The sequence below is a fragment of the Phenylobacterium sp. genome, assembly GCF_965229015.1.
In the GTDB taxonomy this organism is placed as follows: Bacteria; Pseudomonadota; Alphaproteobacteria; order Caulobacterales; family Caulobacteraceae; genus Phenylobacterium.
The window spans coordinates 1,404,741-1,421,320 of the sequence record NZ_CBDDIM010000002.1 but is presented as its reverse complement, the minus strand read 5'-3'; the positions used below and the strand labels follow the sequence as shown (position 1 = coordinate 1,421,320).

Annotated in this window: 17 protein-coding genes; 3 read left to right on the top strand and 14 right to left on the bottom strand. The window is 71.8% G+C overall.

The annotated features are described in order from the left end of the window. Positions 1–5 precede the first annotated feature (5 nt). The 5 genes from ACO06I_RS23245 to ACO06I_RS23225 all read right to left on the bottom strand — a co-directional run bounded on the left by ACO06I_RS23245 (position 6) and on the right by ACO06I_RS23225 (position 6,167). Positions 6–551, bottom strand: a complete 546-nt coding sequence (locus ACO06I_RS23245) for an RNA polymerase sigma factor (RefSeq protein ID WP_421934992.1) — start codon at positions 549–551, stop codon at positions 6–8. Positions 552–583: 32 nt separating this feature from the next. Further along, positions 584–1,003: a hypothetical protein gene (locus tag ACO06I_RS23240; RefSeq protein ID WP_421934991.1), complete on the bottom strand. Its 420-nt coding sequence runs from the start codon at positions 1,001–1,003 to the stop codon at positions 584–586. A gap of 73 nt (positions 1,004–1,076) precedes the next feature. Then, positions 1,077–3,974 carry a bifunctional [glutamine synthetase] adenylyltransferase/[glutamine synthetase]-adenylyl-L-tyrosine phosphorylase gene (locus ACO06I_RS23235; RefSeq protein ID WP_421934990.1) on the bottom strand — a complete coding sequence of 966 codons (2,898 nt, stop codon included), beginning with the start codon at positions 3,972–3,974 and terminating at the stop codon, positions 1,077–1,079. A gap of 137 nt (positions 3,975–4,111) precedes the next feature. Then, complete coding sequence (locus tag ACO06I_RS23230; RefSeq protein WP_421934989.1) at positions 4,112–4,870, bottom strand: hypothetical protein; 759 nt, start codon at positions 4,868–4,870, stop codon at positions 4,112–4,114. Next, entirely contained in the window at positions 4,863–6,167 is a 1,305-nt protein-coding gene (locus ACO06I_RS23225; RefSeq protein ID WP_421934988.1) for a glycosyltransferase, read from the bottom strand. Before ACO06I_RS23225 ends, ACO06I_RS23230 begins: the two co-directional genes overlap by 8 nt. Before the next feature lie 133 nt (positions 6,168–6,300). Between ACO06I_RS23225 and ACO06I_RS23220 the strand changes: the two genes are divergently transcribed. The 3 genes from ACO06I_RS23220 (at position 6,301) to ACO06I_RS23210 (ending at position 8,024) form a co-directional block, all read left to right on the top strand. Beyond that, positions 6,301–7,371 (top strand): lysylphosphatidylglycerol synthase transmembrane domain-containing protein, encoded by a 1,071-nt coding sequence (locus ACO06I_RS23220; protein ID WP_421934987.1) that lies wholly within the window; start codon positions 6,301–6,303, stop codon positions 7,369–7,371. Positions 7,372–7,435: 64 nt separating this feature from the next. After that, positions 7,436–7,765, top strand: a complete 330-nt coding sequence (locus tag ACO06I_RS23215; protein WP_421934986.1) for an ArsR/SmtB family transcription factor — start codon at positions 7,436–7,438, stop codon at positions 7,763–7,765. 4 nt (positions 7,766–7,769) lie between these two features. Continuing rightward, positions 7,770–8,024 (top strand): hypothetical protein, encoded by a 255-nt coding sequence (locus ACO06I_RS23210; protein WP_421934985.1) that lies wholly within the window; start codon positions 7,770–7,772, stop codon positions 8,022–8,024. 13 nt (positions 8,025–8,037) lie between these two features. On the opposite strand, the gene ACO06I_RS23205 is transcribed toward ACO06I_RS23210, so the two are convergent. From ACO06I_RS23205 to ccmI, 9 genes are all read right to left on the bottom strand, one after another. Continuing rightward, positions 8,038–8,307, bottom strand: coding sequence for a BrnA antitoxin family protein (locus ACO06I_RS23205; RefSeq protein WP_421934984.1), 270 nt, complete (start codon positions 8,305–8,307; stop codon positions 8,038–8,040). Then, complete coding sequence (locus ACO06I_RS23200) at positions 8,294–8,563, bottom strand: BrnT family toxin (protein ID WP_421934983.1); 270 nt, start codon at positions 8,561–8,563, stop codon at positions 8,294–8,296. The genes ACO06I_RS23205 and ACO06I_RS23200 overlap by 14 nt, the downstream gene beginning before the upstream one ends. 32 nt (positions 8,564–8,595) lie before the next feature. Further along, positions 8,596–9,999, bottom strand: coding sequence for an ATP-binding protein (locus ACO06I_RS23195; RefSeq protein WP_421935119.1), 1,404 nt, complete (start codon positions 9,997–9,999; stop codon positions 8,596–8,598). Positions 10,000–10,207: 208 nt separating this feature from the next. Next, positions 10,208–10,879 (bottom strand): response regulator transcription factor, encoded by a 672-nt coding sequence (locus ACO06I_RS23190; RefSeq protein ID WP_421934982.1) that lies wholly within the window; start codon positions 10,877–10,879, stop codon positions 10,208–10,210. A 29-nt stretch (positions 10,880–10,908) separates the two neighbouring features. Then, on the bottom strand, positions 10,909–12,465 hold the full coding sequence (locus ACO06I_RS23185; protein ID WP_421934981.1) for a Do family serine endopeptidase: 1,557 nt from the start codon (positions 12,463–12,465) through the stop codon (positions 10,909–10,911). Between the two features lie 136 nt (positions 12,466–12,601). Next, positions 12,602–13,048: a cytochrome c-type biogenesis protein gene (locus tag ACO06I_RS23180; protein WP_421934980.1), complete on the bottom strand. Its 447-nt coding sequence runs from the start codon at positions 13,046–13,048 to the stop codon at positions 12,602–12,604. After that, positions 13,045–15,006, bottom strand: a complete 1,962-nt coding sequence (locus ACO06I_RS23175; protein ID WP_421934979.1) for a heme lyase CcmF/NrfE family subunit — start codon at positions 15,004–15,006, stop codon at positions 13,045–13,047. Before ACO06I_RS23175 ends, ACO06I_RS23180 begins: the two co-directional genes overlap by 4 nt. After that, a complete protein-coding gene (gene ccmE, locus ACO06I_RS23170; RefSeq protein WP_421934978.1) occupies positions 15,003–15,503 on the bottom strand; it encodes a cytochrome c maturation protein CcmE in 501 nt (166 codons plus the stop codon). Before ccmE ends, ACO06I_RS23175 begins: the two co-directional genes overlap by 4 nt. Beyond that, the gene (gene ccmI, locus ACO06I_RS23165) at positions 15,500–16,579 is read right to left on the bottom strand and encodes a c-type cytochrome biogenesis protein CcmI (RefSeq protein WP_421934977.1); all 1,080 of its coding nucleotides are present in this window, start codon (positions 16,577–16,579) and stop codon (positions 15,500–15,502) included. The genes ccmE and ccmI overlap by 4 nt, the downstream gene beginning before the upstream one ends. Position 16,580 lies beyond the last annotated feature (1 nt).

Below are 16,580 nucleotides of genomic sequence, written 5' to 3'. Positions count from 1 at the left end.
TCCTCTCATGGCGTCATCATATCCGAAAGCGCCGCGCGCAGGGCCCGTCGGCCCCGCGAGAGCAGGCTCTCCAGGGCGTCGACGCTGACCCCCATGATCGCGGCGGCCTCGATATTGGTCAGGTCCTGATAGTGGCACAGGGCCACGGCCTCCCGCTGACGGTCGGGCAGAGCGCCCATGGCTGCGGCCACCCGGCGGCCCACATCGGCGGCCTCCAGCCCGCGGTCCGGCGCCGGGCCGTCGTCGGCCTGCTCCGGGGGATGGTCGGTGGCGATCTCGCGACGCCGGCGCAGGCGGTCGTAGCAGAGGTTCAGCGTCACCCGATGCAGCCAGGTGTCGAACCGGGCGACGCCCGGCTTCCAGATCGGCGCCTGGCGCCAGGCGCGGATCATGGCCTCCTGGGCCACGTCCTCGGCCTCGGCCGCCTCCCCGAGCATCCGGCCGGCCAGGGCCAGCAGGCGCGGCAGCTTGCGGGCCGCGAGCGCCCGCACCGCGGCCGGATCGCCCTGGGCGACGGCCGCCAGCAACGCCTCGTCCGGATCGGAGTCCAAGCCTCACCTCGCCCGGGGGCGGCCTGCGCGCCCTATCCGTCACGGCCCCGGTTCTGGCGCATAGTGAGCAGTTCGCCCTTGCTGAGCCAGCCGTCATGATTGCTGTCGGCCGCGTCGAAGCGGCGCTTGGAGCCGGCCTCGAGCTCGGCGCGCGACAGCTGGCTGTCGCGGTTGGTGTCCCCGAGCGTCCACATCTGGGCGATGCGAGCTGCGGCGTCGGCGCCGCCGAAGCGCTGGGCCATGTCCTCCATGACCTTGCTCTCGGCCTTGCTGATCTTCCCGTCCTTGTTCGCGTCCAGCCGCGCCATCATCCGGTCGGCCTGGGCGCTCTTGAACTCGGCGAAGGTGACCTTGCCGTCGCGGTCCAGGTCGGGACTGGGGCCGCGGCCCATCTGGGCGTGGGCCGAGCCGGCCATGGCGAGGAAGGCGGCGCTGATGAGAAGGCGCTTCATGAAGGGTCCTTTCGACGATCGGCCGGGCGCGGAGCGTCAACCGTTCCACGGCGCGCGCGCGCATTTCCGTCGCTCAAGTTTGCACAATGATGTCGTAGGCGCGCCGCGCGGCGACCCGGGCCTTGTCGAGTCGGGTCTTCAGGGCGCGGAAGTCCCGCGCGCCGCCGGCCCGCGCCAGCAGGGCCTTGAAGGCCTTCGGCTCCTCGCTCGGATCCTCCCCATCGGCCAGGGCCACCTTGAGGAGCTGGGTTAGGTTCTGTTGCAGCCGCCAGGCGGCCTGGAGATCGGCCAGGGCCCCTTTCGGCGCCAGCTCGGCCGCCAGGCAGGCCTCGAGCGCTTCGGCCGTATTGGGGGAAAGCGGCCCGCCGAAACCGGCGTGGACCAGTTGCAGGAACTGGGCGGCGAACTCGATGTCCACAAGGCCGCCGGGCGAAAGCTTGAGGTCCCAGGGGCCCTTGGGCGGCCGTTCCTGCTCCAGGAGCTGGCGCATCTCGCGGACGTCGGCGGAGGTCCTCTTCGCGTCGCGCGGGCGGCGCAGGGCGGCCTCGATGGCGGCCACGGCGGCCTCGGCGAAGGCGGGCGAACTGGCCCACACCACCCGGGCGCGGGTCAAGGCCAGCAGCTCCCAGGTCTCGGCTTCGCGGTCGTAATAGTCCTGGAAGGCGGCGAAGCTGACGGCCACCGGGCCCTTGGTGCCCGACGGGCGCAGCTGCATGTCCACCTCGTAGAGTTCCCCCTCCCCGGTGGGGGTGGACAGGGCGGCGATCAGGCGCTGGGTGAAACGGCCGTAGAAGACGTCGGCGCTCCACTCCTTGACCGCCGAGGCGGCGCCCTCGGCGTCGGCGCGATAGAGGGTCATCAGGTCCAGGTCGGAGCCCGCGCTCATCTCGCGGGAGCCGCACTTGCCCAGGGCCACCACCGCCACCTGGCCAGGGAAGGCCCCGCCCAGGCGCTCGGCCTCGGCGAGCGACACCGGGGCCAGGGTGTCGATGCAGAGGTCGGCCAGGTCGGCGAAGGCGTGGCCGGCGATCTCGGCGCTGGCCGAGCCGCTCATCACCTGCACCCCGATGCGGAAGGCCTGCTCGCGGTGCACCCGGCGCACGGCGTCCATGGCGCCCTCGAAGCCCTGGGACTGGGCCACCGCGGCGGCCATCACCCGGCGGTCCTCCTCGATGGCGATGTCGGAGAAGAAGTCCCCGTCCAGCATGGCGTCCAGGGCGGCGGGCCGGCGGGCCAGGGTGGTGGCCAGTCGCGGGGCGTAGGCCATCACCTGGACGATCAGCTCGAAGAGCTGCGGCTGGGCCAGGAACAGGGACTGCAGTTGCACGCCGGAGGACAGCTTGCCGAAGAAGTCGCTGAAGCGGTTGAAGGCCATGTCCGGCGCGCCGGTGGCGTTGGCCGCCTCCAGCAGGCGCGGGGCCAGGCGGGTGAAGAGTTCGCGCCCGCGCTCGGTGCGGGTGGCCGAGATGTGGCCGTGATGCCATCCGCGGATGGTCTGGGAGACCCGCGCCGGCTGGGAGAAGCCCATGCGCGACAGGGTGGCCAGGGTCTCCGGGTCGTCGTCGACGCCGGTGAAGATCAGGCTGCCGAAGCGCGACGAGAGCTGCTCCTCGTCCGGGAAGAGCTCGCCGTAGCGGCGGTTGACGCTCTTGAGCGTCTTCTCGATGGCGGCGTCGAAGCTCCGCAGGCGGTCGAAGCCGGCCAGGGCCCCGACCCGCTGGCGGTCGGTGTCGGACTCCGGGAGCTTGTGGGTCTGCTCATCGGCCAGCATCTGGATGCGGTGCTCGACGGCGCGGAGCGTGTGGTAGCCCTCGGTCATCTCCTCGCAGGCCTTGGCCCCGACGTGGCCGGCCTCATGGAGGGCGCGCAGGGCGTCGAGGGTGCGGCGGGAGCGCAGGTCGGGGTGGCGGCCGCCCAGGATCAGCTGCTGGGTCTGGACGTAGAACTCGATCTCGCGGATGCCGCCGCGCCCCAGCTTGAGGTCCATGCCCTTGGCGGTCAGGCGGTCGTCGACCTTGTGGACGTGGATCTGGCGCTTGATGGAGTGGATGTCGGCGATGGCGGCGAAGTCGAGGTTCTTGCGCCAGACGAAGGGGGTCAGTTCGGCGAGGAAGGCCTCGCCGCGGGGGATGTCGCCGGCGCAGGCGCGGGCCTTGATGAAGGCCGCCCGCTCCCAGTTCTGGCCGACGCTCTCGTAGTAGTCCATGGCCGCGGCCACCGGCACGGCGAGCGGCGTCGAGGAGGGGTCGGGGCGCAGGCGCAGGTCGACGCGGAAGACGTAGCCGTCCCCGGTTTTGTCCTGCATCAGCTCGGCCAGCTTGTTGGTCAGGCGGACCGCGAAGCCCTGGGTCTCGTGGCCGTCGGCCAGCGGCAGGAGCTCGGGCTCGTAGAAGACCGAGATGTCTATGTCGCTGGAATAGTTGAGTTCGTAGGCGCCGTGCTTGCCCATGGCGATGCAGAAATAGCCGGGAACCGGGCCGGCGGGGCCGGTCCCCAGCGCGCTCTGGCGGCCGGCCTCCACCTCGGAGCGCGCGGCCACGGTGAGGGCCGCGGCGAGCGCGGCGTCGGCGAAGCCGGCGAGCGCCCCGGTGACGGCGTCCAGGTCCCAGACGCCCCCCAGGTCGGCCAAGGCGATCAGCAGATGGGCCTCGGCCTTGAGCTGGCGCAGGCCGACCTTGGCGGCCTCCCAGGGCGCGTTGGAGAGCGCCGTGGTGCGGGCGAGCAGCTCCTCGAAACGGGCGTCGGGATCGGCTTCCAGCAAGGCCTTCAGCCGGGCCAGGTCGCGGCGGGCGAGGCTGGTGAGGTAGGGGGAGGCGCCGAAGACCGGGGCCAGGGCGGGCCAGGCGGCGGCCAGCAGGTCGCCCCAGCCTGTCTCCTCGGCGGCGGCGGCGAAGACGGTGCGGGCGCGCTCGGCGGCCTTCGGGTCGGCGACGGGTCCGCAGGGCTTCAGGCCGTCGATCAGGCGAGTCATCGGCACATTGTCGGTCGCCGTGGATGGAAGACAAGGCCGTTTACCGGCCGACGACGCGCCACGGGGTCTTGAGGGGCAAGGGATTGCGGCCGCCGCAGCCGCCCGACGAAGGCCAGCAAGTGACCGTCAGGGTCCCGTCAGGTCTGCGGCGTGAGCCCCGGCAGGTCCTCCGGCCCCAGCCAGCTGACGCCGGGGGCGGCCGAAAGGCGGGGCAGCAGGGCCTGCAGGAAGTCCCAGGCCTCGGCCTCCAGGCGCAGGTGATGGGTCAGGAGGCCCACCGGCTCTGACCAGGCCCGGGCGAGGCGGCGGCGGCGGAGAGCCAGCCTCAGGGTGTGCAGGCAGAGAACGACGCCCCGGAAGGCCGGGGCCGGCGCCCAGCGGAACAGGTCGACATGGGTGTCGATCCGCACCAGCCCCGGATAGGCGCGAACCGGACCGCCGAAGGCCGAGACCGCCTCGAAGCCGGCGGCCGGCAGGGCCGCCACCAGGTTGGCGGAGAGCCGGTTCCAGGGGGCCACATAGATGGGCAGGACCCGGCGATGGCCCCGCAGGCTGGCGCCGGCTCGGAACAGCTCGCCCGCCACCCAGGACGCCGGTTCGCTGGCCTTGAACTGAGCGTGACGGGGAAGCCGCAGGCGGTTGTGGTGATCCACCCCATGCTGGGCCACGCCGATCGGCGCCTCCGCGATCAGGGGAAAGATCTCGGCGGCGGTGGGCGAAGGGATGACCGAGAGCAGCAGGGGCGCCTGGGCGGCCCGGCTCAGCGCCACCAGGCGTTCCAGTTGCAGCGTCACCTCCGTGGCGTCATCGTCGCGCCACCAGAGGGGGCAGGCGCGCCCCAGGGCCTCCCATCGCAGCAGTTCCTGGTCCAGCCTTCGCCAGGCCCGTTCAGGCATGACGCCGGAGCGCGCCTCCGGCCAGGGCCGTCTCGATGACGTCGGCAGCGGCGGCGGGCCCGTTCTCCCCGGCGATCGACGCGGCGAAGCCGCCGGCGGCGGCGACGTAGTCGCCGGCCAGCAGCGCCTCCAGCTCGCCGCGCATCGTCTGGACCCCAAGCCGGCGGTGAGGGACGGCGCGTCCGACGCCAAGCCGCGCGACCCGTTCGCCATTGTCGGGCTGGTCGGCGGAGAAGGGGATGATCAGCTGGGGCTTGCCGGCGCGAAGGGCCTGGGCCGTGGTTCCCACCCCGCCGTGGTGGACGATGGCCAGGGCGTGGGGAAACAGCTCGGAGTGCGGGGCGTAGTCGGCCACCAGGACGTTCGGCGTGGGCGGCCGGGCCAGGAGGCCGCTGTCGGGGCCGGTGAGCAGGATGGCGCGCCGGCCGAGCTGGTGGGCGGCGGCGAGCCCGACCTCGTAGAAATGTCCCGGCTTCATCACCAGGGTGGAGCCCAGGGTGAAGATGATGGGGGCCTCGCCGGCCCGCAGGAAGGCGGCCATCTCCTCCGACAGGGTGGCCGGGACCCCGTGCCGGTGGTCGTAGAAGCAGAAGCCGGTCAGGGCGCAGGGCTGGGGGAAGTCGGGCTGCATCGCCCCGAAGCGCGGCGAGAACAGGCCCAGGGTTCCGTAGGGCGAGAACTGGCCGTCGAACAGCGGGTTGGGACAGGGCGGCAGGCCGAGCTCCCGGCGCAGCCGCTGGAACTCCCGCGTCCACGCCCCGGTCAGGCCACGGGCGAGCTTGACGATGACGGCGTCGGACCGGCCCTGGGTCAAGTCCCTCAGCCGCCGCGCGATGGCCAGGCCGCTGAGCACCGGCGGCTCATGGGCCGACATGAAGGTGAAGGGCGACAGGGCCGTCGAAATCCACGGCAGGCCCCGGGTCTCGGCCGCGAGCCGGGCCGCGAAGGCCGAGGTGTGGGTGATCACCAGGTCGGCGTCGGCGGTGGCGCGCCGCATGTCGCCATAGGCCCGCCGCAGGAAGCGCATGGCGATGCGACGCACGGCGAACTCAAGCCCCGTGCTGCCGCGTGAGGCGCGCTGAATGATGTCGGGGGCGTCCAGGCCGAGCTCGGCCATGACCTCGGAGACGCTGGGGCGCACCGGATGGAAGCCCAGGCCCTCGTCCTCGATGATCTGTCGAAAGTCGTCCTGGGTGGCGATCACCGGCTCATGGCCGCGGCGCTTGAGCTCCAGGGCCAGGGCGACGAAGGGGTTCAGGTCGCCCGCCGTGCCGGCGACTCCCAAAACGATCTTCATGCACGCCTCCCCGAGGGCGACAGCGGGTGAGACGCTTTCCCGCAGCCTTTACGCCATGCCCGCCAACCGTGGACATTGACTGAAATCATTTGCGTCTCGGAGGCGGACTGGCAACCCCTAGTAGCGCCTTGACGTGAAGCTTGGCCGTGGTGACCACTTCAATGCCGCCGCGCCCGCGGCCGGCCAGAAGGATGAGCGCTTGGCCCTGCCGGAAGACGCGCCCGAGGAGACCCCTGCGGCCCCGGCCGTCCCCCGATCGCGCACGGCGCCGACCGGACGCCCCGCCAGCCTGTGGCGCCTGGGGTCGCGCGCCGTCCAGCCCCTGTTCGCCGTGGCCATGCTGGTGGCCGCCGCCTGGGTCCTGCATCGGGAGTTCCGGGGCGTGACGGGCGCAGAAATCGGCCACGCCCTGGGGGCGGTCCCGGCCTGGGCGCTGGTGGCGGCGGCCTGCGCCTCGGCCCTCAGCTACGCCTCGGCGACGGGGTCGGACTGGTGGGCGCTGACCACGGTGGGCAAGCGGCTGGCGGCCTGGCGCATCTTCCTGGCGACCTTCGTCGCCTGCGCCCTGGCCAATGGCCTGGGGTTCAGCGCCGCCACCGGGGGCGCGGCGCGGCTGCGCTTCTATCGCGACTGGGGCCTGAGCCCGGCGGAGACCGGCCTGGTGATCCTGCTGGCGGGGATCGCCGCCCTGTGCGCGGGGGGCGTGGCCGCCGGCCTCGCCCTGCTGCTGGCGCCAGGCCTGTCGCCGCTCTATCGGGGCCTCGGCCTGCTGCTGCTGACCCCCATCGCCTTCTGGTTCGTCCCCTGGCAGGGCCTGGCGCGGGGCTGGCGGGCGGTGAGCCTGAGCCGGCCGCCCTGGCCTTCGAGCCTGCTGGCCCTGGCGGCGGGGATGCTGGACTGGGTGTTCTCGGGCCTGGTGCTCTTCCTGCTGCTGCCGGACCCCAGCCTCCCCCACTTCCTGCCCTTCATCGCCATCTTCGTCCTCGGCGCCCTGGCCGGCCTGACCGCGGGCCTTCCCGGCGGGCTCGGGGTGCTGGACGCCGTGGTCCTGACCCTGGGCGGACGGTTCGCCACCCCGCAGCAGATGGCCGCGGGCCTGCTGCTCTATCGGCTGGTCCACGCCGCTGCGCCCCTGCTCATCGCCGCCGTCGCGGTTGGCGTCCACCAGGCCCTACGCCGGCCGGCGGCCACGCCCCTCCCCTGAGGTCGGTCAGACCGCTCGCGGAATTTCCCTAGACAGCCTATCATGTGTCAGATATTTCTGACGCATGAAGACCAGACCGCCGCCGACGGGAGACCAGTTGCTGGCCATGCTGGCGGCGCTCGCCAATCCGCACCGCCTGCGGATCATCGCGGCCCTGACCGCGGGGGGGCGGCGCTATATCAGCCAGCTCGCCCGCGAGATCGGCATCAGCCGACCCCTGCTGCACCTCCATCTGCAGAAGCTGGAGGAGGCCCAGCTGGTGACCAGCCAGATGGAGCTGTCGGCGGACGGCAAGGCGCTGAACTTCTTCGAGGCCGCCGACTTCGCCCTCGACCTCACCCCGGCCGCCATCGCCCAGGCGGCGGCGACCCTGACCCCCAAGACCGAGACCTGATCCCATGTCCGAACCCGTCTATTTCCTGAGCATCGGCCTCGTCCTGGCGACGATCCTGGCCATCTTCGCCATGCGCTACTACGCGGCCATCACCCAGGCCAAGGCGAAGCTCGCCAGCGACGAGGCCTATCGCCAGCTGTCGGAGACGGCGGTCAAGGCCCAGGCCCAGACCGCCACCGCGCTGTCCGGCCTCGAGACGACCCTCGCCGACGTCCGCAGCCGGCTGATGGCGGTGGAGAAGGTTCTGAAGGAGGTTTAGGGGGCGCTCGCCCTCAGGCGAGCTTGCGCGCGATGACCTGTTTCAGGGCCTCGTCGATGCGGGTCTGCCAGCCAGCGCCGCCGGCGCGGAAGTGCTCGATCACTTCGGCGCTAAGGCGAAGAGAAACTGGTGTCTTGGCGGGCGCCTTTTGCGGGCCACGACGACGGGTGAGGGCTTCGAAGAGCTTCTCGGGCAAGACGTCTTTCGCAGGCCTGGCGCGAGCGAAATCCTCCTCCGTCCATTCGGGATTGTCTTCGTCGAAGCCGGGCTTATGCGGGGCCATGGCGTCTCATCTCCTTGGCATGGGCGCGCCGAAAGCTGATCGCCCGGATAGTTTCGTCATTGACCTGTACGAAGACGAGCATGAAGCCCACGCCACCGATCCTGCTCCAGGCCCGATACCGCACCTCACCGTAGTCGCGCCGGTCGTCGATCAAGACGGACGCGGCAGCGAAATCGAAGGCCTCGGCGTCCGCAAGAGACAGACCGTGCTTCGCGACATTCGCGACGTCTTTGCTCGGATCGAAGACAATTGGCAATCTGTATATACGATTAGATCTCGATTGTCACCCTACCCCGCCCGCGGCAGGATCAGCGCCACCCGCAGGCCCGGGCCGATCTCGCCGACCTTGCCGGGGCCTTCGGCCAGTTCGAGCCGGCCGCCGTGGGCCTCGGCGACGGCGCCCACCAGGGAGAGGCCGAGGCCGGCGCCGGGTTCGCTGCGGCTGTTCTCCAGGCGCACGAAACGCTCGATCACCCGGGGGCGGTCCTCCTCCGGCACGCCGGGGCCGGTGTCGGTGACCGAGAACTCGATCTCGCCGGACGAGCGGCGGCGCACGCGCAGCATGATGGCGCCGCCGGCCGGGGTGTATTTCACGGCGTTGTCGAGCAGGTTGGCCAGGGCCTGGGCCAGGAACTCCTGATTGCCGCGGGCCTGGAGGCCGTCGGCCATCTCGGCCTGGAAGTCGAGCCCCTTGTCCTCGCACAGGGGCTCATAGAGTTCGGCGATGTCGGCGGCGAGCTGAGCCGGGTCGAAGAGGATCTGGTCGGGGGCCTGGCCGGCGGCCTGCAGACGGGCGATGGCGAGGACCGCCCCGAAGGTCTTGAGCACCCCGTCAGTGTCCTCCAGGGCCTGGGCGAGCGCCTGTTCCGGATCGCCCTTGCCGGCCTCGACATCGAGATAGGCCACCTCCAGCCGGGCGCGCAGGCGGGTCAGCGGCGAGCGCAGGTCGTGGGCGATGGCGTCGCCGGCATGGCGGTGGCCGGCCATGGAGCGCTCCAGCCGGTCGAGCATCTCGTTGAGGCCGGCGGCCAGTTCGTCGAACTCGTCGCGGGTGCCCCGCACGGGCGCGCGGGCGGCCAGGTCGCCGTTGCGCACGGCGGTGACCACGTCGGTGAGGCCGGCCATGGAGCGGCTGACATTGCGGCTGACCAGGACGCCCCCCAGCAGGCCCAGCACCACCACCAGGGTGCCGGCGCCGCGCAGGGCGTTGACGATCTTGCCGACATAGGCCTGGTCTTCGCTGACGTCGGCGCCGACGAAGAGGATCTCCCCGCCCTTCAGGTGCTCCTGGAAGCCGCGGGCCGGGTGCTTGATGGGCCGCCCCTGAGCGTCGAAGTCGGTGACCGAGAAGCTGGCGCGGGCCGGGACGGCGTTGATGTCCTCCAGGGGCGATTCGGCGATGGAGCCGGAGATCCGCGTACCGTCGGGCTTCATCAGCAGGTAGAGGAAGGGCCGCTCGCTGGCCGCCCGCTCGATCAGGGACTGGTTGACGGCGTCGACGCCGGCCCGGTCATAGGCCGCCACCAGGGAGTTCATCTCGCGGGTGATGTCCTGGTCGGTGCGCCGCGTCGCCTCCCCGGCGGTGGCGACATAGATATAGGCCAGGAAGGCGCTGGCCGCGGCCCCGAACAGGGCCAGGAACAGCAGGGTCAGCCGGAACGGCGTCGTGCGGAACATCCGCGGAAGGCGCAGGCCGGGGGACATCAGTGCGCTCCAGCGGAGTGCGGCGCACCACCGCCAAACTCCGCTCGTCCCGGTGAAGGCCGGGATCCAGGTGAAACCCACTCCGAGCTCAAAACATGCCGAGATGCGATGAGGAGATCATCTCCGACCGCCCTGGATGAATCTGGGTCCCGGCCTTCGCCGGGATGAGCGGAGTGGAGAGGCATCGCTGGGCCGCCTACGGCTCCAGGCGGTAGCCCGCCCCGCGGACGGTCTGCAGCATGGCGCGGTCGAAGCCCTTGTCGATCTTGGAGCGCAGGCGCGAGACGTGGACGTCGATGACATTGGTCTGGGGGTCGAAGTGGTATTCCCAGACCTTCTCCAGCAGCATGGTCCGGGTCACCGACTGGCCGGCGTGGCGCATCAGGAATTCCAGCAGCTGGAATTCGCGGGGCTGGAGGTCGATCTCCTTGCCCTGGCGGTGCACGGAGCGGCCGATCAGGTCCATCTCCAGTTCGCCGACCCGCAGCAGGGTCTGGACCGAACCGGTCTCGCGGCGGCGCGACAGGGCCTGGACCCGGGCGCTGAGCTCGGCGAAGGCGTAGGGCTTGACCAGGTAGTCGTCGCCGCCGGCCTGGAGGCCCGCGACGCGGTCGTTGATCTCGCCGAGCGCGGAGAGGAACAGAACCGGAGTCTGGTCGCCCTCGCGGCGGATGGTCTCCACCAGGGTGACCCCGTCCATCTTGGGCATCATGCGGTCGACGATCATCACGTCGAACTCGCCCTCGCGGGCGGCCTTGAGGCCCTCCTCCCCGTCGGCGGCGCGGACGCAGGCGTGGCCGCCCTCGGTGAGGCCGCGGTCCATGGCCTCGGCCGCCTCGAGGTCGTCCTCAACGATCAGAATCCGCATCGCAACCCCCAAATCAGTTCCCGGCCAGCTTAGCCGGAAACCTTGATCGGCAGGAAGGTGGTGCGGCCGGCGCGGAGGACGCCCACCAGGATGCTGGGACGGCCGCCCTTCTTGGCGACGTCCACGGCGGCGGAGAACTCCGAGGCGCTGGTCACCGGCCGGCCGCCGGCCTGGGTGATGACGTCGCCCTTGCGCAGGCCGCGCTGGGCGGCGTCCGACGACTGGTCGACACTGTCCACCACGACGCCGCGCACGGGGCCGTCGATGTTCAGGCGGCGACGGGCGGCGTCGTCCAGGGGGGCGAGCTTCAGGCCGAGAACCGCCGGGAGCTGGACGGCGGGGCCGCCCTCGGCGCCGGGGGTGCGGGGCGAGCCGGAATTGTCGTTGGAGGCCAGCTCCTTCTCCGTCGGGCGGACACCCGAGCGGATGTCGACGGTCTTGCGCTTGCCGTCGCGCAGCACCTCGACGTGCAGGGTGTCGCCGGCGCGGGCCTTGGCCACCTCGCGGGTCAGCTCCGAGGAGGTGCGGACGGTGACGCCGTTGACGGCCACCACCACGTCGCCGGGGACCAGGCCGGCCTTGGCCGAGGGGCCGCCGGGGACCAGGTCGGCGACGATGGCGCCCTTCTGGCCGGCCATGCCGTTGGCCTCGGCCATCTCGGAGGTGAAGTTCTGGATCGAGGCGCCGATATAGCCCCGGGTGATCTTGCCCCCGGCGATCAGCTGCTTGGTGATGGCGTCGGCCACGTCGGCGGGGATGGCGAAGCCGATACCCACCGAGCCGCCCGAAGGCGAGAAGATCGCGGTGTTGACCCCGATCACCCGGCCATAGATGTCGAAGGTCGGGCCGCCGGAATTGCCGCGGTTGATGGGGGCGTCGATCTGGATGTAGTCGACGAAGGTCTCGCCGATGTCACGGCCATAGGCCGAGATGATGCCGGCCGTGGCGGTGCCGCCCAGGCCGAAGGGGTTGCCGACGGTGATCACCCAGTCGCCCACGCGCGGCTTGGCGGAGTTCTCGAAGTTCACGAAGGCGAAGTCGGAGCCCTTGACCTTGAGGACCGCCAGGTCGGTGCCCTCGTCGCGGCCCACCACCACGGCGTCCAGCTCGCGCTCGTCCTTGAGCACGACCTTGATCTCGTCGGCGTTCTCCACGACGTGGTTGTTGGTGACGATGTAGCCGTCGGACGAGATGAAGAAGCCTGAGCCTGAGGACTGCTGGGTGGGCAGGCGGGGCTGGCCCTGCTGGGTGGTGCCGCCCTGGTCGCCGTCCTCGCCGTCCGGCGCGGCGCGGGGCACGATGTCGAAGGGCAGGCCCGGGATCTGGCGGCGCAGGGCCGCGGCGTCGACCTTGGAGGTGACGTTGATGGAGACCACCGCGGGGGCGACCTTCTCGAAGATGTCGGCGAAGGAGAGCGGCGCGCCGGGGGGCGGGGCGAAGATCGGCGCGGTCGAAGCCCGGATGAGCATCGACTGGTCGACGCGGTCGGCGGGGGGCTTGCCGACGCTGGCGCCGGCCACGGCCGCGGTCGCGATGCTGACGCCGGCCAGGGCGCCCCAGAGATAACCGTTCTTCTTCGAGGTCATATGCCTTCAATTTCCCTGTGGGCCCTTAGCGGGTCACCAACAACCTAGGTTCGATGCCTTACAGCGCAATGGCGCTGCAAGTTACGTTTAGGTCACGCTGCGCGCAGCAAGGCGACCGATATTGGGCGCAATCGTGTCACGTCTGATCATCGTCGGCGAGATCGGCCAGGCGGGCGGCCTCCTCCTCCGACAGTTCGGCGGACGGGCGCGGGGTGCGGAGGTTCCGCGACAGCAGCCAGACGCCCAGACCCACCACCAAAAACGGCGCGCCCCACAGGGCCGCGTTGCCCCAGGAGAAGCTGGGCTTGAGCAGGACGAACTCGCCGTAGCGGTCGGTGAGATAGGTCTTCACCTGGCTGTCGGACTTGCCGGCCTTGATCTGGTCGCGGACCAGGCGGCGCAGGTCGGAGGCGAGCTCGGCCTGGGAGTCGTCGATGGACTCGTTCTGGCAGACCAGGCAGCGGACCTCGGCGAAGATGGCCCGGGCGCGGGCCTCCTGGGCGGGATCGGCCAGGCGCTCCGACGGGTCCGAGGCCGCCGCCAGGCAGAAGACCGCCGCCAGTATGGCAAGCAGCTTCTTCATGGCGCCACCGCGCGGCGGCCGACGGCGAGGCGCAGCCGGCGGTCGGAGAGCGAGATCAGGCCGCCCAGCGCCATGACGCCTGGGCCGCCGAAGATCAGCAGGGCCCAGGGGTTCCAGTAGGCGCGCACCAGCCAGACCTCGCCGGGGCGGCGTTCCCCCAGCACCACATAGAGGTGGCTGGCGCCGAGGGTGCAGATGGCCACCTCCGAGGTGGTCTGGCCGCCGGCCGGGTAGAAGCGGCGCTCGGGCCGGGGCGCGCAGATCAGGGCGCCGTCCTTGCGGGCGGAGATCACCGCGCGCTCGGCGTCATAGTTGGGGCCGTCGATCCCCTGGATGGCGTCCAGGGTCAGCTCGTAGGCGCCGACGTTCAGATGTCCGCCGATGGCGAGGGTCTCTGCGGCCTCGGCCTTCCAGCCTGTCTCGAAACAGGCGCCGAGCACGAAGATTCCCAGGCCGGCGTGGGCGAGCGTCATGCCCCAGGCGCCGCGCGGCAGGCCGGTAAGCCGCCGCCAGGTCTCGGCGGCCGAGCCGCGGAAGGCCCGGGTGCGCTCGGCCAGCTCCACCAGGGCGCCGAGGATCAGCCAGGCGCCCAGGGCCAGGCCGGCGCTGGCCAGGGCCTTGCGGGGACTGACGAGGGCGAAGGCCAGCAGGCCGCAGCCCGCCGCGATCAGGGCCGCGACCCAGAGCCGCTGGGCGACGCCCAGGGCGTCGGCCCGCTTCCAGGCCAGCAGGGGTCCGGCCGGCAGCAGGATCAGCAGGGCGGCCATCAGCGGAGTGAAGGTGAGGTTGAAGAAGGGCGGGCCCACCGAGATCGCCTCCCCTGTCGCGGCCTCGCGGATCAGGGGATAGAGGGTGCCCAGCAGGACGGTGACCGTGGCCGCCGCCAGCAGGATGTTGTTGAGCACCAGCGCGCTCTCGCGGCTGACGGGTGCGAAGACGCCGCCGGGGCTAAGCGCCGGGGCGCGCCAGGCGAAGAGGGCGAAGCCGAGCCCAGCCGTGGCGCCCAGGATCATCAGCAGCAGGACGCCGCGGGTGGGGTCGACGGCGAAGGCGTGGACGCTGGTGAGCACGCCCGAGCGCACCAGGAAGGCGCCGAGCATGGAGAAGGTGAAGGCGCCCATGGCCAGGAACACCGTCCAGCCGGCGAGCGCCCCGCGCTTCTCGGTGACGATGGCCGAGTGCAGCAGGGCCGTGGCGATCAGCCAGGGCATGAAGCTGGCGTTCTCGACGGGGTCCCAGAACCACCAGCCGCCCCAGCCCAGCTCGTAATAGGCCCAGAAGGCGCCCAGTGTGATGCCGACGGTGAGCAGGCTCCAGGCCATCAGGGTCCAGGGCCGCACCCAGCGGGCCCAGGCGGCGTCGGCGCGGCCCTCCACCAGGGCGGCGACGGCCAGGGAGAAGACCACCGACATGCCGACATAGCCCGCGTAGAGGAAGGGCGGGTGGAAGGCGAGCGCCGGGTCCTGCAGCAGCGGGTTCAGGGAGCGGCCCTCGATGGGGATGCGCACCAGCCGCTCGAAGGGGTTCGACGCGAAGACGGTATAGGCCAGGAAGACGGTCCCGAGCGCGCCCTGGGTCGCCACCGTCACGGCCTTGAGGCCCGCCGGCAGGCCGCGGCGGAAGCCGGCCACGGCCGCGCCGAAGCCGGTGAGCGCCAGGCACCAGAGCAGCATGGATCCCTCGTGGCTGCCCCAGGTGCCGGCCACCTTGTAGAGCATGGGCTTTTCGGTGTGGGAGTTGGCCGCGACATTGGCCACCGAGAAGTCGGAGGTGACGAAGGCGTGCATCAGGGCGGCGAAGGCGATGGCCACCCCCAGGAAGGCAGCCAGGCCCGCGCCCGCGCCAGCTCCGGCCAGCACGGCCGAGCGCCGCCAGCGGCCGGCCACGGACAGGCCCACCTGGGCCAGGGACAGGACCAGGGCCAGGACCAGAGCGAAGGCGCCGATCTCCGCGATCATGTGACGGGGGACTTCCCGGGGACGGCGTAGGCGGGCTTGGCGCCGTCGCCGCGCCATTCGCCCTGTTCCTTCAAGGCCTTGGAGACCTCGCGGGGCATGTAGCGTTCATCGTGCTTGGCCAGGACCTGCTTGGCCTGGAAGACCCCGTCCTGGCGATAGGATCCGGTGGCGACGATCCCCTGCCCCTCGCGGAACAGGTCGGGCAGGTCGCCCTGGAACACCACCTTGTCGGCGGCCCGCGAGTCCCGGACGGTGAACTCCACCCGGCCGTCTGGATGCTTCACGACGCTGCCGGTCTCCACCAGGCCGCCGAGCTGGATCGAGCGGCCCACGGGCGGCTTGGCGGCGTCGGCCTGGGAGGGGGTGTAGAAGAAGGAGATGGAGTCCGAGAGGCCCCACAGGGTCAGGCCGACGGCCAGGGCCAGCACCGGGGCGATGGCCGCCAGCAGGGTCAGGCGACGCCGCGCCTTGGGGGACTTGGGCAACCAGCCGCTCATCGCATGCGCTCCGTCTTGGCGGCCAGGTCGAGGGCCTTCAGCACATCGGGATCGGCGGCGAAGCGCTTGCGCGCCGTGGCCAGGGCGGCGTCGCGCTTCTCGGTCTCCCCCAGGACGGCGTAGGAGCGCACCAGGCGGGTCCAGCCCTCGGGGTCGCCGGGATTGGCCTCCAGCTTGGCGGCGAGGTTGGCCACCATGCCGCGGATGGCGCCCATCTGGCCGGCCAGGGGGGCGGCCGGCGACGGGCCGCGCTCGGCCTCGGCGATGGCCTGGCCCAGCGCCGCGCGGCGCGGATCGGCGGGCGCCAGCTCGGCCTGCAGGGCGCGCCAGGCGGCGATCCCGCCCACCTTGTCGCCGGCGGCGATCCGGGCCCGGCCCAGATAGAAGCGGGCGTTGACGATCTTGGGGTCGAGCTTCACGGCCTGGGCGAAGGCCCGCGAGGACTCCGGGGTCGCCTCGCCGCCGGCCTGGGCCACCAGGGCCTCACCCAGCAGTTCCCAAAGATCGGCCTGCCGGGGGGAGAGCTCGATGGCCCGGCGCAGGGCGCGGGCGGCGCCGGAGGGGTTGTCGGAGGCGGCCTGGGCCATGGCCAGGTAGCGGAAGGCCTCCGGGTCCTTAGGCCGTTCCAGGGTCATGGCCTCGAGGACGGCGGCCATTTCCGGCGGCGAGAGGCTGGAGGGTTCGGCGGCGCGCCAGGTCGCCAGGCGCGACTTGAAGCCCTGGTCGGGATAGCCCGGCGAGCCCACGGCCAGATAGAGGCCGAGCGCCAGGACCGGCGCCAGGCCGGCCACCAGCAGCAGGACGCGGCGCATGCCGGCGTCGACCCGCCAGGGGGCGGCCCCGGCGTCGGCGGCGGTGAGCAGCCGGCGGGCGGCCTCGGCGTGGGCGCCCTTGCGCTCGCTCTGCGCGATCAGGCCCCGGTCGGCGAGGTCGTCGATCTCGCCGAGCTGACGACGATAGAGGGCGAGCGTCGGGTCTTCCGACCCGGCGTTGACCGCCGCGCGCGCGGCTGTGTGCAGGACGAGGAAAGCCGCGGCGGCGGAGATCAGGCCGGCGACCACCCAAAAGGCGAACATG